This is a genomic window from Faecalibacillus sp. TM498 (genome assembly GCF_020589955.1).
Classification (GTDB): domain Bacteria; phylum Bacillota_I; class Bacilli_A; order Erysipelotrichales; family Coprobacillaceae; genus Faecalibacillus; species Faecalibacillus intestinalis.
Map to the genome: position 1 here is coordinate 21297 of NZ_JAJDKB010000024.1, position 16570 is coordinate 37866.

Here is a 16570-nt window from a genome sequence, read left to right on the forward strand (position 1 = left end):
ATAATAAAAAGATTGATTTTATAAAAAAAGAAGATAACATTTGGTATCTTCTTATTTAGAACACATATTTCTTTGATTTTCTTGATCATAATCAAACAAACCATCATTCTTTTCTTCAAGTGCTTTAATCATATGATAAGTATATTCATTATAAGGTGTAGGAATATGAAGCTCCTTCCCCATTTTAATCAACGCTCCAGAAAACATATCAATTTCACTATGACGTTTAGCATCTAAATCTTGCAATGTTGAATAACGAGCACTTGCTGGCACAGCACTTCCCCGCGATGAAGAAGAATCAGCTTTACTTAAATCAATTCCTTTAGCGTGTGCAATATTTTCAAGTTCATGACGCAAACCATCTTGAATAAATTTCATATGTTCACTATCTCGATAACATCCTACTCCTGCACCTAAAATAGCTTGAGGTAAATTATTACAAATATTTAAACGAAATTTACTCCAAATTTCTTCTTGAATATATTCACTTACACGAAAGTGGATTCCTGTATTTTCAAATAATGATACTATTGCTTGTACACGTTTGCTTTGACAATGTGCTTGTAATTCTCCAAAAATAATTCCAATAGTTGTTTCAGGATCAAAACGATAACCATTTTCTTTACGTGAAGCAATCTTAATTAAAGATGGCATAAGATGTTCTTTTCCAATGGCTTCTCCAATGATTTCTTCACTATCTACGCCATTCATTAAAGACATGACAATTGTATGATCATCAACAATCGTTTGAATAGATTTTAAGGCATCTTTTAAAGCACAATATTTTAAAGAAACAATCAGTAAATCCACTCCATGTGCTTCTGTCGGTGACCATACTTCAGGATAATACATTTGATCATTGATCAAACATCCCTTTTGTAGACGTTTAGCACGTTTCCCTTCGCCAATAACACCTAATTTTACTTTTTTATCTAGTCCCCAAATAATATATGAACCTACTGCTCCAGCACCTAAAACAGCAACTGTTTTTATTTCCATTTTTCATCCCCCATTTATTTTTCTATATTGTAGCACAAAATTTATAAGTTAAAAATGTGTACTGCAATATTGAAATAAACAAGAATAGAACATGTATCTACAATTGTTGTAATAAGTGGTGAAGCCATAATTGCTGGGTCTAAACCAATTTGATTGGCAACTAAAGGAAGAATACAACCAATTAATTTAGATAAAATAACTGTTACAATTAAAGATAAAGCAATCACAAAAGCAATATTAAGGTCTTGATACATCACATAAATTCTAAGTCCATTCGCAATTGCTAAAATCACCCCTACTACTAATGCAATTCTAAATTCTTTAAACATCACTTTAAAAATTTTTTTAAAACGAATTTCATTTAAAGCAATCCCTCTAATAATTAAAGTAGAACTTTGAGAGCCACAATTTCCTCCCGTATCCATTAACATAGGAATAAATGAGACTAATAAAGGAACTGCTTGAAAAGCATTTTCATATCTTGTAATAATACTTCCTGTAAGCGTTGCAGAAAACATCAATACAAGTAACCAAATAATACGATGTTTAGCATGTTCAAAAACAGATGTTTCAAAATAACTTTTATCATGTGGTTCTACAGCAGCCATTTTAGAAATATCTTCACTTGTTTCATCGACCATAACATCCATGACATCATCAACTGTTACAATTCCTACAAGCATTTTTTCATCATCTAAAACAGGTAAAACAACTAAATCATATTTTCTAAAAATATTAACAACTTCTTCTTGATCTGTATGAGTATAAACATATTGAAAATCTTCTTTCATAATTTCCTCAATACTTTTATTTTCATCATTTAATAAAATATCTTTCGTCGAAACAATTCCTATTAATTTTTTATCTTGACAAACATAACTTGTATAAATGCTTTTACAATGATTTCCATTTTGTTTAATATAATTTAAAGCATCTTCAAGTTGAGTTTCTTTCTTTAAAGAAAGAAATTCAGTAGTCATAATTGTTCCAGCACTATCTTTAGGATAACTCAAAAGTTGATTGATGACTTGTCTTTGATTTTCATCAACATGTTTTAAAAGTCTTGTTACTAAATTTGCAGGTAATTCTTCGATTAAATCTACAAGATCATCCATATATTGATTTTCAATCAATGATTCTAACTCTTTTTCACTAAACAATTCTACAAGTTGACTTTGCGTTTTAATATCCATATTTGAAAATACTTGTGCTGCTTTCTTTTTAGAAAGTAAACGAAAAGCAATAGCACAATCATCAATTTCTATTTGTTGTAAAAGATAAGCTATATCGACAGTATTGTTTTCCATTAATAAAGTATGTAATTGTTTGTATTGTTTTGTATTTAATAATTCTAGCATTAATTCTTTTTTCATTTTTATATTTCCTCCTTCTTTGAATTTGCCTTTGACAACCCTCGTCCATATAACTCACCTCCTCACAAAAAAACATCGCTGCTTGAGCGATGTTCTATTCTTCATTTCATCCGTTCAAGCTTTAGTATCACAGGGCATATCAATTACATTAAACAAAGCCTTTGCGACTTTATCTGCTAACCAGCGCATTGTGTCTCCACAATTTTGCGGCAGTAATCTTAGGATATCCAAATCCCTGCGGTAACCTCACCTACCGTTGTTTATTCAATTCATGTTCATTATATTTATTAAAATACACTTGTCAATAAAAATTTATCTTTCTCTTTTGATTTTAATACTTGCAGCAACAATAAGTCCTATTCCCGTCATTAGTCCTAATGCTAGATCAATAAAATCCATTTGACTTTGTAAACCTATCCATTTACCTAGCTATATTGTTACTAATAAAAAACCTAATATTAGTACCAAATACCAACCCTTTTTATTCATAAGTATCTCCTTAAATTAGAATAACGATCTAATAATTATTGATTATTTAATTCTTCTAAGCATAAATTTTGATTATGCATCTTTTGCGCATTTTCTTTGCCAACATATCTAAAAATATTACAACTTTCTTTTTGTGTAATTGTTACTTTATCACTTGGATACCTTAAAACATATCCATATTCATAACTATGTTCTAAAAGCCATTGATAAACATCTGTTGAAACAAATTCAACATCTTTTATCCCATTTACTTTTAAAGAAACAGATGTTCCTAATTGAAATTCACTATATCCAGCTTGTGACGTATTTTCTTCTAAATTTAAAACATCATAGCTTTTATAAGCACTTGTCACTAAAAATCTTTTTTTAGTATTTTTATATAAATCATCATACATTTGTTTTAAAGCATTATAAGCTTCTTCATTTAAATACATGGAATAAGATAATCTTGAAATATTTTCAATCATTTTCATATGTTTAGATTCATAACCACCAATAAAAGTTGTATCATCAATTACTTGAGACATTGTATCTATTTTATATAGTCGAGAAGCATTCGCTTTTAATTCTGTATTCATCAAAATATAAAGACCTTGTGCATCATACGTACTTACCATTTCTTTAAAGAGCTTATATGTATCATCTTTTTCATTTTCTAAAGTATTTACATAATTATTTGTAAGTATAATATAACTATAATCATCATCACTATAAAGTGTCCTTAACAATTGATAATAACGTACATTATCAAAATCAAAATACGTACTTTTTTGATAAGCATAAAATAAATCATTTTTAATTAGTGTTTTAAAATATGTATCTGTTTGCGTTCCAAATTCTACTGTAAGACGATCAACAACACTATTGACATCATTAATTAAATTTTCTAATGAATCATATTTTTTAGCTTCTTTTAACTCATTATAATATTGATAATATTGTAAATGAAATTGATCATATGTAATATAATCAATAAACTCATCTACTGATATTCCATGATCAATTAAATAATCCTGTTCTTCTTTATCTAAATACTTTTCTATTAAAGATCGATTATCATTATCTATACCATTTACTCGATAAAAACGATCATATTTCATATTTAATGATGTAAAAGCAAATAGAAAACATAAGGTTGCTAGAACATAAAGATGCCAGCTTTTTAATTTCATCTTCATCACCATCCCTATTATATAGAATTATAGAAAAAAAATAAAGGAATTAGCTAAAGCTGTAATTCCTTTAACCTAATCAATTCAAATACTGCTTGTATACGCGATTTTACACCTAATTTTTGAATTACATTTGATATATGATTTCTCACTGTTTTTTCACTAATATTTAACTTTCTAGCAATATCTTTTGTAGAATAATTCTTGACTAATAAATGAAATATTTCTTTTTCTCTTGGGGTTAATATAATATTCATAGTCCACTTCCTTAATAGTAGTATATGAAAATTATATTATTTGGTGTTTTGTAAAACAGTAAATAAATTTTTTGCCACTTCTTTAGGTAAGACTTCTTCTAATTGTTCAAGCGTCGCTTCTTTTAATTTTTTAACAGAACCAAAATGTTTTAATAATTCTTTTTTACGTTTTGGTCCAATACCTTCAACATCATCTAAAATAGACTGAAATAAAGATTTAGAACGAACATTTTTATGAAATGAAATCGCATAGCGATGGACTTCATCTTGCATACGTGTTAGTAAAAAGAAGAGTTCACTTTTTTTATCAATACTAATTTCATTAAAGTCACTATCAATTAAAACAGCAGTTGAATGATGATCATCTTTGGCTAGCCCACATACTTTAATACCTATATTTAAGCTATCAATGACTTCTTTTGCAACTTTAATCTGTCCTTTACCACCATCAACAATAATCAAGTCTGGTTTTTTTAATCCTTCTACAAGTACTCGATAATATCGACGATAAATAACTTCTTTCATACTACCGTAATCATCTGGTCCTTCAACTGTTTTGATTTTAAATTTACGATAATCTTTTTTAGAAGGTACCCCATCAACAAAGCAAACCATTCCTGCAACTGCATAAGCTCCTTGGATATTAGAGTTATCAAACAATTCAATTCTTCTAGGAGTAATCATATTTAATTTTTCTCCCAATTGTTTAATAGCACCTACCGTTGCCTTTTGATTCTTTTCAATCAATAAAAATTTCTTTTCTAAAGCTTCTTTTGCATTATTTGTTGCCATTTCTACAAGTTTTGCTTTTTGACCTTTTTGAGGTTTAATGATCTTGCATTCAACTATTTCTTCTAACAAAGTTGTATCAATATCCTCTGGTAATAGAATCTCTTTAGGATATGTATTTTCTTGATAAAAACCAACAATAAATTGTGTAATTTGTTCATGGACATCTTGTAAAGGTACTAGATTTAAATCTCTTGCAAGTAATTTTCCATTTCTCATAAAGAAAAGTTGTAAAGAAAGATACCCTTTATCTTGATAATAGCCAAAAATATCTCGATCAATTTGATCTGCAAATTGAACATGTTGTTTACTTGTAACATGATTGATATGCTGAATCAAATCACGGTATTCTTTCGCAAGTTCAAAATTTAAACTTTCTGAAGCTTGCATCATTTTATTTTGTAAATCATCGATGATTTCTTTGGTATCTCCTTGAATAAACTGTGTAATTTGTTTGGTTATTTTTTTATATTCTTCTTCATCTACTTCATTGACACATGGCCCTAAACATTGATTCAATTGATAGTAAAGGCATGTTTTTTTGGGAATGTGATTACATTTTCTTAGAGGATACAGACGATTTAATAATTTAAATGTTTCTCTAGCTGCTGTACCATCTGGAAAAGGGCCAAAGTGTTTATGTTTTTTATCCTTAGCGTTTCGAACGATTTTCAATCGTGGGTGTCTTTCTTTTGTTAATTGGATATATGGATAATATTTATTATCCATAAAACTAATATTGTATTTAGGTGCATAATCTTTAATTAGATTGATTTCTAATAAAAGGGCTTCCTTTTCACTATCTGTCACAATATATTCAAAATCAACAATTTCTTGAACAAGCTTTGTTGTTTTATAATTATGACTTCCTGCAAAATAAGAAGAAACCCTATTTTTTAATTTTTTTGCTTTTCCAACATAAATCACCGTACCATCTTTATCTTTCATTAAATAACAGCCTGGTTGCATTGGTAAAAGTGATAGCTTATCTTTAATATATTGAAGATCCATTATTCAAAATATACCACTGTTGCACCTAATCCACCTTCATTTGGTCCACCATCTTGATAAGATTTTACATATTTATTTTTATCCAATAACTTTCGAACACCTTTTCTTAAAACACCTGTTCCCATTCCATGGATAATTCGTACTGTTGAATAATTTGATACGAGTGCTCCATCAATAAATTTATCTACTGCATTCATTGCTTCTTCATAACGCATACCAATAATATTAAGTTCATAACTGTGTTTATTAGCTCTTCGTAATGAGCGGATATTAGATGTTTCTTTCTTTTCTGGAACTTTTTCATGCATAAATTGAACTTCTGTTTTTTTAGCATTCAATTTTAAACCACCCATTGAGATCGTCAACATTCCTTTTTTATTGATGTCAACAACTTCTCCTTGTCGATTAACAGATAATACTTTAACAATATCACCTATTTTATAATCATGATCTTCATGATTTTCAACTTGTTTCTTTTGATGTTTTAAATCACCTAATTGTTTTTTAGCTTGAATAACTTGATGCGGCTTAATTTGTCCTTGTAATTCTTTTAAAATTTCATCTGCTTTATTTTGTGCTTCTTCAAGAATCTTATTCGCATCACTTTGAGCCTCTTCAATCATTTTTTCTTTTTTAGATTGATAATTATCAATCAATTGTTGATAATGCTTTTCTTTATCTGCTGTTTCTTTTTGTAATTTTTCAAGAGCTTCTTTTTCTTGTAAAACAGCTGATAATTCTGATTGTAATTTTTCTAATAACTTTTGTGATGTTGTCATACTTTCATCTTTGATGATGAAAGCATGTTGAATAATGTCTTGATTTAAACCTAAATGTTTTGAAATTTCAATAGCATAAGAATTTCCTACGCTACCATCCAATAAACGATAAGTAGGTTGCATTTTTTCTTGATCAAATTCAACCGAAGCAATCTTAATATAATCTGATTCTTTCGCAAATTCTTTTAATGCACTATAGTGAGTAGAAGCTAAAATATAAGCACCTTTTTTATGTAAATAAGTTAAAAGAGCTTCTGCTAAACTTTCACCTTCTTTAGGATCAGTTCCTGAACAAATTTCATCAATTATAACCAAACTATTTTTTGTCGCATGTTGCGTAATAAAAACCAATCTTTTCATATGTGATGAAAAAGTAGAAAGCGATTGTTCAATAGATTGTTCATCTCCTACATCTACAAAAACATCATCAAATAATGGAAGTTTCGCTTGAGTGACAGGAATTGGAAGTCCACAAATAGCCATTAAAGAAAGTAAACCCGCTGTTTTTAAAGCAACTGTTTTACCTCCTGTGTTACTTCCACTAATGAGTAAAATATCTTGTGGTTTCTTTAAAACAATATCATTAGCAACAACTTCTTTTTGATCAATCAAAGGATGTCTCGCTTTAAGTAACTCAATTTCCTGACAATTTTCATCAACAACTGGCATCACCATATCTAACTTTTTGCCATATTCACTAATAGCAAAAACAGCATCCATTTCTATCATGATTTCTAAATCTTCATTTAAAACACGATCATAACTTCTTACCTTTTTTGTTAGTTCTAATAAAATACGATGAATTTCTAGTTGTTCATCTTGTTTAATTTGTGAAAGTTGATTGTTGTAAGAAACAATTTCTTCTGGTTCTACATATGTTGTTCTTCCTGAAGAAGAATGTCCATGATGAATTCCCTTGATTTGAGTTTTATAAGAAACATTGACGGGTAAAACAAAATGATCATTTCTTGTTGAAATAACATCATGAGATAAATAATCTTTATTTTGTGCTCTTAATGCTTCAATTTTCTTTCTCATATTGGCTTCAATCGCTGAAATTTGTCTTCTTAAACGATAAAGCTCATGACTTGCATGATCATAAATATTTCCACTTGGATCGACGCATTTTAAAATTTCATTATATAAATCTTTAGGTAAATAAAGTAATGAAAATATTTCAAGTAAATGACTTTGTTCAATTTCTTGATCCAAATAAGCTTGTACCTCTTGTACATTTTTTAATATTTGTACGATTTTTAATAAATCTTGAGGATAACAAACACCACCTTTTTGTGCTTTTTGAAGTATTTCTTTAATATCTTCATAAGGGGCTAAAGGAATACGTCCATAAGCATAGATGATTTTCATAGCACTTGAAATATCATCTTGATAGAGTTTTAAATCATCTATATCTTGAAAAGGCTGTATTTGATCAATTCGCTTTTTAGCCATTTCACTAAAACAATAGTTTTTAATATAATCTTGAATAAATGAAAACTCCAATGTTCGATAACTCTTTTTCATTTCTAATGTCCTTTCGTTAAAAGATTGATATCAATATCATAATTTTGACATAAAGAAGATATTCTTTGATAATCTTCTTGATCTACTGTTTGTAAATCTATTTCACTATAATAGTTATAAATAAAATCTTTTATTGTTTCATCATCTAACCATTTATTTTGACTTGCTTCTTCTATAAAATTTGTCACCATAGATAGTTGTTTTTCATCAGATAAAGAAACATCTAGATGTGTTAATTGATTTAAATCTTTAAAATCAGCAATAGATGAAAAATAATGAGGCATGGTATCAATTATAAAAGAGCCTATATACGTTTGTTCAATCGTTTCTTTTCCTTGATTGATAAAAGGAATAAAAATCATTGAAAGAACAAAATATACAATAATGATTCCTTCAATAATTGATAAAATCAAACCTAATAAATGATCTAATAATTTTGTCATTTTTAATAAAGAAACAATTTTCTTTAAAAACGGTTTTAATAAAACACCAATTCCCTTTAAAATGAAATAACCAACAATAAATAAAATAACAGCAACTAACAATTGATTTACCTTTATACCAATTGGTTCTAATAAACCTTCTAATTGATAAAGTGTAATCAATTTAGATAAAGGAAAAGAAAAATTAATTGTTAGAAAATAAGCTATAAAAAGACTAAAAAAGTCATAAAGTCGAATAATGAATCCTTTTAGATAACCAATAAATGTATATATAATAAGGAATAGACCTATAATTATATCGATTATGTAGGGATTATTTAATAAAGCCATAAATACCTCCTTGCAATTATTGTATCAAAACAAAAATATAGTGTCAAAATTTGAAAAATATGCTATAATTAGTATATATGGTAGGAGGAAAGAAATGACATGAATGTAGCAAATAATAACAAACCAATGAATATTATGGATATGCATGTTGAAAACTATGCCCCTTTAAGTGATGGTGGTCCATCAAACCAAGAAAAACAATATTATCCTTATTCTCACATTGGTTGTGATGAAACAGGATCAGGTGATTTTTTTGGACCATTATGTGTTGTTGCATGCTATATCGATGAACGTGATTATGATTGGTTAGCGAGCTTAAATGTTCGTGATCCTAAACTCATGACACCTCAAGAAGTTATTGAAATCGCTAGAGAGATCAAAGATCGACTTGTTTATAGTTTGTTGATTCTTGATAATTCTCACTACAATCAAATGGCAGCTGCTGGTAATAATCTAGCAAACATTAAAGCAAAACTTTATAATCAAGCCGTTACAAATGTAATGCAAAAAGTTGCAATGAAAGTTGATAAAAAAGTCGTAAATCAATTTGTTTCACCTAAAACGTATTATAATTATTTAAAGAGTGAAGTAATCGTTGTTAAGGATTTATCTTTTGAACAAAAAGGAGAAGAACAATACTTTGCAATTATGTGTTCGTCTATTCTTTCAAAATATGCCTTTTACCAATATTTTAATAACATGTCTAGAAGCTTGAAAGTGAAATTGCCTCGTGGTAATACAAGCTCAGTTGTCGATCATGTTGCTGTAAGTATTGCTAAAAAGTATGGTAAAAAAATGTTACTTAAAGTAACAAAAACTAATATGACTAATTATAAGCGTATTAAAGATGTAATTTAAGGTCTTCCAAAGAAGACCTTTTTATTTTATAAACTATTTAATTCAAATGCTGGAATTTTTGTGTATTTGACACCCGCGGCATCTAACATACGTTTTGCAGCACGATCACTGTCTGTTCCATTATATTTATCATCTTCATAAATAATTTCTTTAATACCACTTTGAATAATGGCTTTCACACATTCATGACATGGGAATAAAGAAACATAGATCGTACATCCTTGTAAATGAGAAATACTATTTAAGATGGCATTCAATTCTGCATGAACAACGTAAGGATATTTTGTATCATACAAATCTCCTTCTCTTGCTGCCCATGGAAACTGATCATCTTCGCATCCCCATGGAAGTCCATTATATCCTACTCCTACGATCTTATTTTCTGGAGAAACAATACACGCTCCTACTTGTGTATTAGGATCTTTTGAACGATAAGCTGAAAGCTTAGCAACTCCCATAAAATATTGTTGCCAACTAATAATCTTTTTAGACATTTTATTCTCCTTTCAATTCATCAAGTTTTGCTTGAAAATAATCAGGTAAAGGACATTCAAACTCTAAATATTCACCTGTAGTAGGATGAATAAATCCTAATTTTTTAGCATGTAAGAATTGTCCATGACTTTGATCATCTTTTTTCTTTCCATACTTAGGATCTCCATAAACTGGATAACCAATATAAGACATATGCACCCTAATTTGATGCGTTCTTCCTGTTTCAAGTCGACATTCAATTAAAGACATATCATCATATCTTTCTAAAACTGTAAAATTAGTAATTGCTTCCTTACTGTTATTTTTTGTGACAGCCATTTTTTGACGATCATTGACATCTCTACCAATTGGTGCATTGACTTTACCATGAACATGTGGAATAACACCATGAACTAAAGCCACATAACGACGTGTAACACTATGTTCTTTTAACTGTTCACTCAATGATTTATGAGCTTTATCATTTTTTGCTACCATTAATAAACCACTTGTTTCTTTATCTATACGATGAACAATACCAGGACGATTCACACCATTGATTCCTGATAAATCTTTACAATGATAAAGTAAAGCATTTACTAAAGTACCACTATAAATTCCCACACTTGGATGAACGATCATCCCTGAAGGTTTATTGACAACGATAACATCTTGATCTTCATAAACGATATCTAAAGGAATATCTTCTGGTAAAACATCCATCTCCTTATTATCAGGAATCGTGATTTCAATAGCATCATTCATTTTAATTTTATAACTTGCTTTTTCAATTTTTCCATTTACAAGAACATGCCCTTCTTTAATATATTCTTGAATAAGTGTTCTTGATAAATCAGAAATTGAATTCATAATAAACTTATCTAAACGTACATTTTCTTCATTAATCTCTAATTTTCTTTTTTCCATTAATATAATCCTCAAATATAATCTCTAAAATAATCAATCCTACTCCTATTACTACTGCCATATCAGCAATATTAAAAATAGGAAAATCATAACCAAAAATAATAAAATCAATAAAATCTCTAACATATCCAAAATAAAGACGATCTGTTAGATTTCCAACAAGACCTGCAAAAGTTAAAACAATTCCATAACGTGTTAATCTTTGAGCTTTGGTTGTCTTACTAAAGTAATAAAACATAAAAATTGCTGCAGCAAGCGAAACAACTACAAACAAACTAATATGTCCTGATAACATTCCCCAAGCTGCTCCTTGATTATGCGAATATGTATAATAAAAGAAATTATCAATAATCGCTTGCGATTGCCCTAGCATCATCGAAGAAGACACTAATATTTTTGTAAGTTGATCTCCAATAACAACCACCAAAAAAGTAACAATATATAAAACCCAATTTTTCTTACTTATATTTTTCATCTAATCACCAAGGACATTATACAATAAAGCTTTTTAAAATCCTAGTATGACTTTTTTAAATATGTAGTATTTAAAACCATTTCAAATAGTTTATATTGCAAAAAAATATGATAATCTATAAAATAAATATGAGGTGAAATTATGAATAAAGAAACACTAGAAACTCTTGTTGAAAAAGAAAGTCAAAAAAGTTCTATTACATCTAAAGATATTCCTGATTTAGATCTCTATATGGATCAAATTATGACTCTTTTTGAAACCCATCTAGCAAATCATAAAAAAAATGAAGATGATAAATTACTTACTAAAACCATGATCAATAATTATTCCAAAGCAAAAGTCATTACGCCTGTAAAAGGAAAAAAATACACTAAGGAACAAATCATTCAAATGTTGATCATCTATCAATTAAAAAATAATCTTTCCATTCAGGAAATTAAAGATCTATTGACACCTATTTATGAAAATAACGATGATTTATCAAATCTTTATGATCATTTTATAGATATTAAACACTCTTTAAATTTCCAACTTCAAAAAATGATTCAAAAAATAATGGATGATTATCAATTAAAAATTGAAAACTATCAAGATTTATTTTTATTGGTGGCTATTTTATCTTCATTAAGTCATTCGCTAACAAATATTGCGGAAATGCTTATTGAAACGAAAGAGATATAGTTTAAAACAATAGCCAACTTTTATTTTTTCTTCGTTTACTATCTATTTATTTTTCTATATAATGTATAAAAAAAGCGAGGTACTATATGAAAATTAATGAATTATTAAAGAAAAGACCAACATTGTCTTTTGAAATATTCCCACCAAAAAATAATGAAAATGATATCACATCTATTTATGCAACCATTGATGAACTAGCAAAAATGAATCCTGATTTCATTTCTGTCACTTATGGAGCTAATGGTTCTACATCTAAAAATACATGTAAGATTGCCTCAACCATTAAAAATAAATATGGTATTGAATCTGTAGCTCATTTAACATGTATGAATAATACAAAGGATGAAATCAAAGAAATTCTAGAAGAACTTAAAGAAAATGATATTGAAAATGTCCTTTCTTTACGTGGCGACTATCCTAAAGATGGTGATGGTATTAATCATGGTGATTTTAAATATGCCAGTGAATTAAATGAATTCATTGAAGAAAACTTTCCTAATGATTTTTGTTTATCTGGTGGATGTTATCCAGAAACACATTATGAAGCTAAAAACTTTGAAGAAGATCTTTTAAACCTAAAGAAAAAAGTCGATGCTGGAGCTAAATATCTTGTTACTCAAATTTTTTATGACAATCAATATTATTATCGTCTAGTCAGAGAAGCAAGAAAAATTGGAATTCATGTCCCTATTCTTGTAGGAATTATGCCTGCTCATAATCCAAAACAGTTAAAAAATATCGCAAAAATGTCAAATTGTTCTGTTCCGTTTGATTTAGCAGCTATGATTGATCGTTTTGCTGGAAATCCTAAAGCGGGAAGGGAAGTTGGTTTACACTATGCAACTTATCAAATCATCGATTTAATGACTCATGGTGTAGATGGAATACATATTTATACAATGAATAAACCAGAGATTGCAAAAGAAATTTTAAAAAGAACAGAATATATTCGTGATGAATTTTTCAAAGATTAAAGAAAATGCTTTAAAGTATTTAGGATATCATCATCAAATACTTGATGAAAAAATGAATGTTTTGATTGATGAATGCATAGAGGAAATTGAAAAAATGAGTTCTTTTAGAGCAACTTATCGTAAATTTCCTCTTTCTTTTCATCCTTTAAGAATTGATGAAATTTCTTTAAATCTCGATTATCCAGACTTGAATAATTTATTTCAAAATTGTCATGATGTTGTTATTATTGGCTGTACTTTAGGCCTGCAAGTTGAAAAAAGATCTCATTATTACAGTCATATCGATATGACCAAAGCAACTATTTTTGATGCCGTTGCAAGTAGTTTTTTAGAAGTGCAATGTAATGAATATGAAAATGAACAACTGATTGGTAAAAGAACGTTTCGTTTTTGTCCAGGTTATGGTCGTGTCCCTATTGAACTCAATAAAGAGCTTGCATTCATTATCGAAAGTTCTAAAAAAATTGGTTTGACGGTTCAAGAAAGTAATATTTTATTACCTCAAAAATCAATGATTGGTTTGATTGGTTTAGGTGATAATAGAAAAGAAAAAACATGTCAGAATTGTTTACATATAAAAGATTGTAATTTTAGAAAGAGAGGTCAAACATGTTACGCGAAAGATTAAATAAAGATCTTCTTATTTTTGATGGTGGTTTTGGTTCACAACTTCAAGAACTAGGAATGAAGGCTGGAGAAATTCCAGAATATTATAATATTGAACATCCTGAAATGATTATTGATATCCATCATCGTTATTTAAAAGCAGGAGCTGATTTTATTACAACCAATACATTTGGCGCAAATCCCCTTAAATTAGAACAACATAAATATAGTTATCAAGAAGTGATTTTAGCGGCTATTCAAAATGCAAAAGAAGCTAAAAAAATCAAACCTGATGCTTATATTGCTTTAGATATTGGACCTATTGGTAAACTTATGGAACCGATGGGAACTTTAACTTTTGATGAAGTTTATCAAAGCGTTAAACAAATGGTAGAACTTGTAAAAGAGGATATTGATGTTGTTTTATTTGAAACAATGACAGATATTTATGAATTAAAAGCGAGTATTTTAGCTGTCAAAGAGTGTAGTGATCTTCCTGTTTTTGCAACAATGACCTTTGAAACAAATGGTCGTAGTTTATCAGGATGTGATCCTCTTACAATGGTCAATGTCTTAGAAGGATTAAAAGTGGATGCTTTAGGGATCAACTGTTCTTTAGGACCAAATGAAATGGCTCCAATTATTGAAAGCATTTTAGAAAGTACCTCTTTTCCTGTTATGATTCAACCAAATGCAGGTCTTCCTCTTTTAGAAGATGGACAAACCGTTTATCCAATGAAAGCAGATGAATTTATTGAGGCAATCGTTCCTCTTGTCAAAAAAGGAATCGCTATCGTTGGTGGATGTTGTGGAACAACCCCTGAATTTATTCAAAAATTAAAAGAAAACTGCCCAACAACAGTGACTCCAAGAGAAGTTTCTTTGTTGACACGTGTCTCTTCAGGAACAACAACTGTTGAATTTGGAAAACATGTTGTTGTTTGTGGAGAAAGATTAAATCCAACAGGAAAGAAAAAATTAAAAGCTGCTTTAAAAGAAGAACGTTATGATGAACTTGTTGTAGAAGCCATCAAACAAGAACAAGCAGGAGCTCATGTTTTAGATGTCAATGTCGGTTTACCTGGTATTGATGAACCAAAAGTGATGAAGCATGTTATTAAATTATTACAAGAAGTTATTCAACTTCCTTTACAAATTGATAGTTCTAATTTCCAAGCAATTGAAGAAGCTTGTCGTTATTATAATGGAAAACCACTTATTAACTCTGTCAATGGTAAAGATGAAACTATGGAAGCCGTCTTCCCTGTTGTAAAAAAATATGGTGGTGTTGTCATTGGTTTAGCCTTAGATGAAAATGGCATTCCTCCAAAAGCTGAGCAAAGATTTGAAATCGCTAAAAAAATCATTAATAAAGCAAAAGAATATGGCATTGATAAAAAAGACATTATTATTGACTGTCTTGTTTTAACCGCTTCTGCCCAACAAAAAGAAGTTATGGAAACAGTCAAAGCTGTTTCTATGGTTAAAACATTGGGTGTCCATACTGTTTTAGGAGTAAGTAACGTTTCTTTTGGTTTACCAAATCGTCCTTTACTTAATAAAACATTCTTAGCAATGGCCATGTCGGCAGGACTTGATTTACCAATTATCAATCCATTAGATCAAGAATTAATGAATACAATCGACGCCTTCAATGTACTTTATAATTATGACCGAGACGCTACAAACTACATTCAAAAACAAGCACAAAACCAAGTCGTTTTACCAAAACAAACAACATCCTTTTCTTTAAACGATGTTGTCTTACACGGTTTAAAAGATGAAGTCAAAAAAGCAACAGAAACAGCCTTAGAAAGTCAAGATGGACTAACAATCGTCAATGACATTTTAATTCCTGCTCTTGACCAAATTGGAAAAGACTATGAAACAGGTAAAATCTTTTTACCTCAATTGATCCAATCAGCAGAAGCAAGCAAAATTGCATTTGATGTGATCAAACAAACATTTAAAACAACGAAATCTTCTAAAGGTCCTGTTTTAATTGCGACTGTCCATGGAGATATCCATGATATTGGGAAAAATATTGTAAAAGTTGTTTTAGAAAGTTACGGTTATCAAGTCATTGATTTAGGAAAAGATGTGCCTGCAGAGGTCGTTTTAGAAGCCTATCATAAGCATCATCCTAAAGCTATTGGTCTTTCAGCTTTAATGACAACAACGGTTGTTTCAATGGAAGAAACGATTACTTTATTAAAGCAAGAAGAAAACATGTGTCCAATCTTTGTTGGTGGTGCCGTATTAACAGAAGATATCGCACAAGATATTCATGCGGATCACTATACAAAAGATGCCATGGCTGCCGTCAATTTACTTAATGAAATTGTACATTAAAAGGGGCTGTAAAGAAACCTAACCTTTTGGATTAGGTTCATCAGCCTCTTTTTTTAG

The 16570-nt window shown here is 29.2% G+C and carries 15 protein-coding genes and 1 riboswitch; of the genes, 5 read left to right on the forward strand and 10 right to left on the reverse strand.

The features are described 5' to 3' along the window. Nucleotides 1-51: 51 nt before the first annotated feature. From LJD32_RS08740 to LJD32_RS08770, 7 genes are all read right to left on the reverse strand, one after another. On the reverse strand, nt 52-999 hold the full coding sequence (locus LJD32_RS08740; protein ID WP_227392189.1) for a ketopantoate reductase family protein: 948 nt from the start codon (nt 997-999) through the stop codon (nt 52-54). A gap of 41 nt (nt 1000-1040) precedes the next feature. Further along, complete coding sequence (mgtE, locus tag LJD32_RS08745; protein ID WP_147579618.1) at nt 1041-2372, reverse strand: magnesium transporter; 1332 nt, start codon at nt 2370-2372, stop codon at nt 1041-1043. Between the two features lie 101 nt (nt 2373-2473). Beyond that, a riboswitch (M-box (ykoK) riboswitch) is annotated at nt 2474-2637 on the reverse strand. A gap of 259 nt (nt 2638-2896) precedes the next feature. Beyond that, the gene (locus LJD32_RS08750; RefSeq protein ID WP_227392190.1) at nt 2897-4033 is read right to left on the reverse strand and encodes a D-alanyl-D-alanine carboxypeptidase family protein; all 1137 of its coding nucleotides are present in this window, start codon (nt 4031-4033) and stop codon (nt 2897-2899) included. Nucleotides 4034-4086: 53 nt separating this feature from the next. Then, nucleotides 4087-4290 carry a helix-turn-helix domain-containing protein gene (locus tag LJD32_RS08755; RefSeq protein WP_022002747.1) on the reverse strand — a complete coding sequence of 68 codons (204 nt, stop codon included), beginning with the start codon at nt 4288-4290 and terminating at the stop codon, nt 4087-4089. A 36-nt stretch (nt 4291-4326) separates the two neighbouring features. Next, nucleotides 4327-6090, reverse strand: a complete 1764-nt coding sequence (gene uvrC / locus LJD32_RS08760; protein WP_032090380.1) for an excinuclease ABC subunit UvrC — start codon at nt 6088-6090, stop codon at nt 4327-4329. After that, nucleotides 6090-8393, reverse strand: a complete 2304-nt coding sequence (locus tag LJD32_RS08765; protein ID WP_227392191.1) for an endonuclease MutS2 — start codon at nt 8391-8393, stop codon at nt 6090-6092. Before LJD32_RS08765 ends, uvrC begins: the two co-directional genes overlap by 1 nt. A 2-nt stretch (nt 8394-8395) precedes the next feature. After that, complete coding sequence (locus LJD32_RS08770; protein WP_227392192.1) at nt 8396-9166, reverse strand: CvpA family protein; 771 nt, start codon at nt 9164-9166, stop codon at nt 8396-8398. A 99-nt stretch (nt 9167-9265) separates the two neighbouring features. Between LJD32_RS08770 and rnhC the strand changes: the two genes are divergently transcribed. Then, nucleotides 9266-10024 carry a ribonuclease HIII gene (gene rnhC / locus LJD32_RS08775; protein WP_119363576.1) on the forward strand — a complete coding sequence of 253 codons (759 nt, stop codon included), beginning with the start codon at nt 9266-9268 and terminating at the stop codon, nt 10022-10024. Nucleotides 10025-10050: 26 nt separating this feature from the next. Here the strand turns inward: rnhC and LJD32_RS08780 are convergent, their stop codons facing one another. From LJD32_RS08780 to lspA, 3 genes are read right to left on the reverse strand one after another with little or no spacing between them, the layout of a single operon-like run. Then, nucleotides 10051-10518, reverse strand: coding sequence for a deoxycytidylate deaminase (locus LJD32_RS08780; protein ID WP_022002752.1), 468 nt, complete (start codon nt 10516-10518; stop codon nt 10051-10053). Nucleotide 10519: 1 nt separating this feature from the next. Next, nucleotides 10520-11425, reverse strand: a complete 906-nt coding sequence (locus tag LJD32_RS08785; RefSeq protein WP_119363577.1) for an RluA family pseudouridine synthase — start codon at nt 11423-11425, stop codon at nt 10520-10522. Further along, nucleotides 11400-11900 (reverse strand): signal peptidase II, encoded by a 501-nt coding sequence (lspA, locus tag LJD32_RS08790; RefSeq protein WP_022002754.1) that lies wholly within the window; start codon nt 11898-11900, stop codon nt 11400-11402. Before lspA ends, LJD32_RS08785 begins: the two co-directional genes overlap by 26 nt. Nucleotides 11901-12041: 141 nt before the next feature. Here lspA and LJD32_RS08795 point away from each other — a divergent pair, with 141 nt between their 5' ends. The 4 genes from LJD32_RS08795 to LJD32_RS08810 all read left to right on the forward strand — a co-directional run bounded on the left by LJD32_RS08795 (nt 12042) and on the right by LJD32_RS08810 (nt 16513). Beyond that, a complete protein-coding gene (locus LJD32_RS08795; protein ID WP_032090386.1) occupies nt 12042-12581 on the forward strand; it encodes a DUF1836 domain-containing protein in 540 nt (179 codons plus the stop codon). Nucleotides 12582-12667: 86 nt separating this feature from the next. Next, nucleotides 12668-13555, forward strand: coding sequence for a methylenetetrahydrofolate reductase [NAD(P)H] (gene metF, locus LJD32_RS08800; RefSeq protein WP_227392193.1), 888 nt, complete (start codon nt 12668-12670; stop codon nt 13553-13555). Further along, the gene (locus tag LJD32_RS08805; protein WP_119363580.1) at nt 13536-14183 is read left to right on the forward strand and encodes a vitamin B12 dependent methionine synthase; all 648 of its coding nucleotides are present in this window, start codon (nt 13536-13538) and stop codon (nt 14181-14183) included. Before metF ends, LJD32_RS08805 begins: the two co-directional genes overlap by 20 nt. Then, nucleotides 14165-16513 carry a homocysteine S-methyltransferase family protein gene (locus LJD32_RS08810; RefSeq protein ID WP_147579611.1) on the forward strand — a complete coding sequence of 783 codons (2349 nt, stop codon included), beginning with the start codon at nt 14165-14167 and terminating at the stop codon, nt 16511-16513. The genes LJD32_RS08805 and LJD32_RS08810 overlap by 19 nt, the downstream gene beginning before the upstream one ends. The last annotated feature ends 57 nt before the right edge of the window (nt 16514-16570 follow it).

Coding starts and splice junctions, on each gene's coding strand:
- metF (WP_227392193.1), top strand. CDS start 12,668: ATGAAAATTAATGAATTATTAAAGAAAAGACCAACATTGTCTTTTGAA.
- LJD32_RS08750 (WP_227392190.1), bottom strand. CDS start 4,033: ATGAAATTAAAAAGCTGGCATCTTTATGTTCTAGCAACCTTATGTTTT.
- LJD32_RS08810 (WP_147579611.1), top strand. CDS start 14,165: ATGTTACGCGAAAGATTAAATAAAGATCTTCTTATTTTTGATGGTGGT.
- LJD32_RS08765 (WP_227392191.1), bottom strand. CDS start 8,393: ATGAAAAAGAGTTATCGAACATTGGAGTTTTCATTTATTCAAGATTAT.
- LJD32_RS08805 (WP_119363580.1), top strand. CDS start 13,536: ATGAATTTTTCAAAGATTAAAGAAAATGCTTTAAAGTATTTAGGATAT.
- lspA (WP_022002754.1), bottom strand. CDS start 11,900: ATGAAAAATATAAGTAAGAAAAATTGGGTTTTATATATTGTTACTTTT.
- rnhC (WP_119363576.1), top strand. CDS start 9,266: ATGAATGTAGCAAATAATAACAAACCAATGAATATTATGGATATGCAT.
- mgtE (WP_147579618.1), bottom strand. CDS start 2,372: ATGAAAAAAGAATTAATGCTAGAATTATTAAATACAAAACAATACAAA.
- LJD32_RS08795 (WP_032090386.1), top strand. CDS start 12,042: ATGAATAAAGAAACACTAGAAACTCTTGTTGAAAAAGAAAGTCAAAAA.
- LJD32_RS08785 (WP_119363577.1), bottom strand. CDS start 11,425: ATGGAAAAAAGAAAATTAGAGATTAATGAAGAAAATGTACGTTTAGAT.
- LJD32_RS08755 (WP_022002747.1), bottom strand. CDS start 4,290: ATGAATATTATATTAACCCCAAGAGAAAAAGAAATATTTCATTTATTA.
- LJD32_RS08780 (WP_022002752.1), bottom strand. CDS start 10,518: ATGTCTAAAAAGATTATTAGTTGGCAACAATATTTTATGGGAGTTGCT.
- LJD32_RS08740 (WP_227392189.1), bottom strand. CDS start 999: ATGGAAATAAAAACAGTTGCTGTTTTAGGTGCTGGAGCAGTAGGTTCA.
- uvrC (WP_032090380.1), bottom strand. CDS start 6,090: ATGGATCTTCAATATATTAAAGATAAGCTATCACTTTTACCAATGCAA.
- LJD32_RS08770 (WP_227392192.1), bottom strand. CDS start 9,166: ATGGCTTTATTAAATAATCCCTACATAATCGATATAATTATAGGTCTA.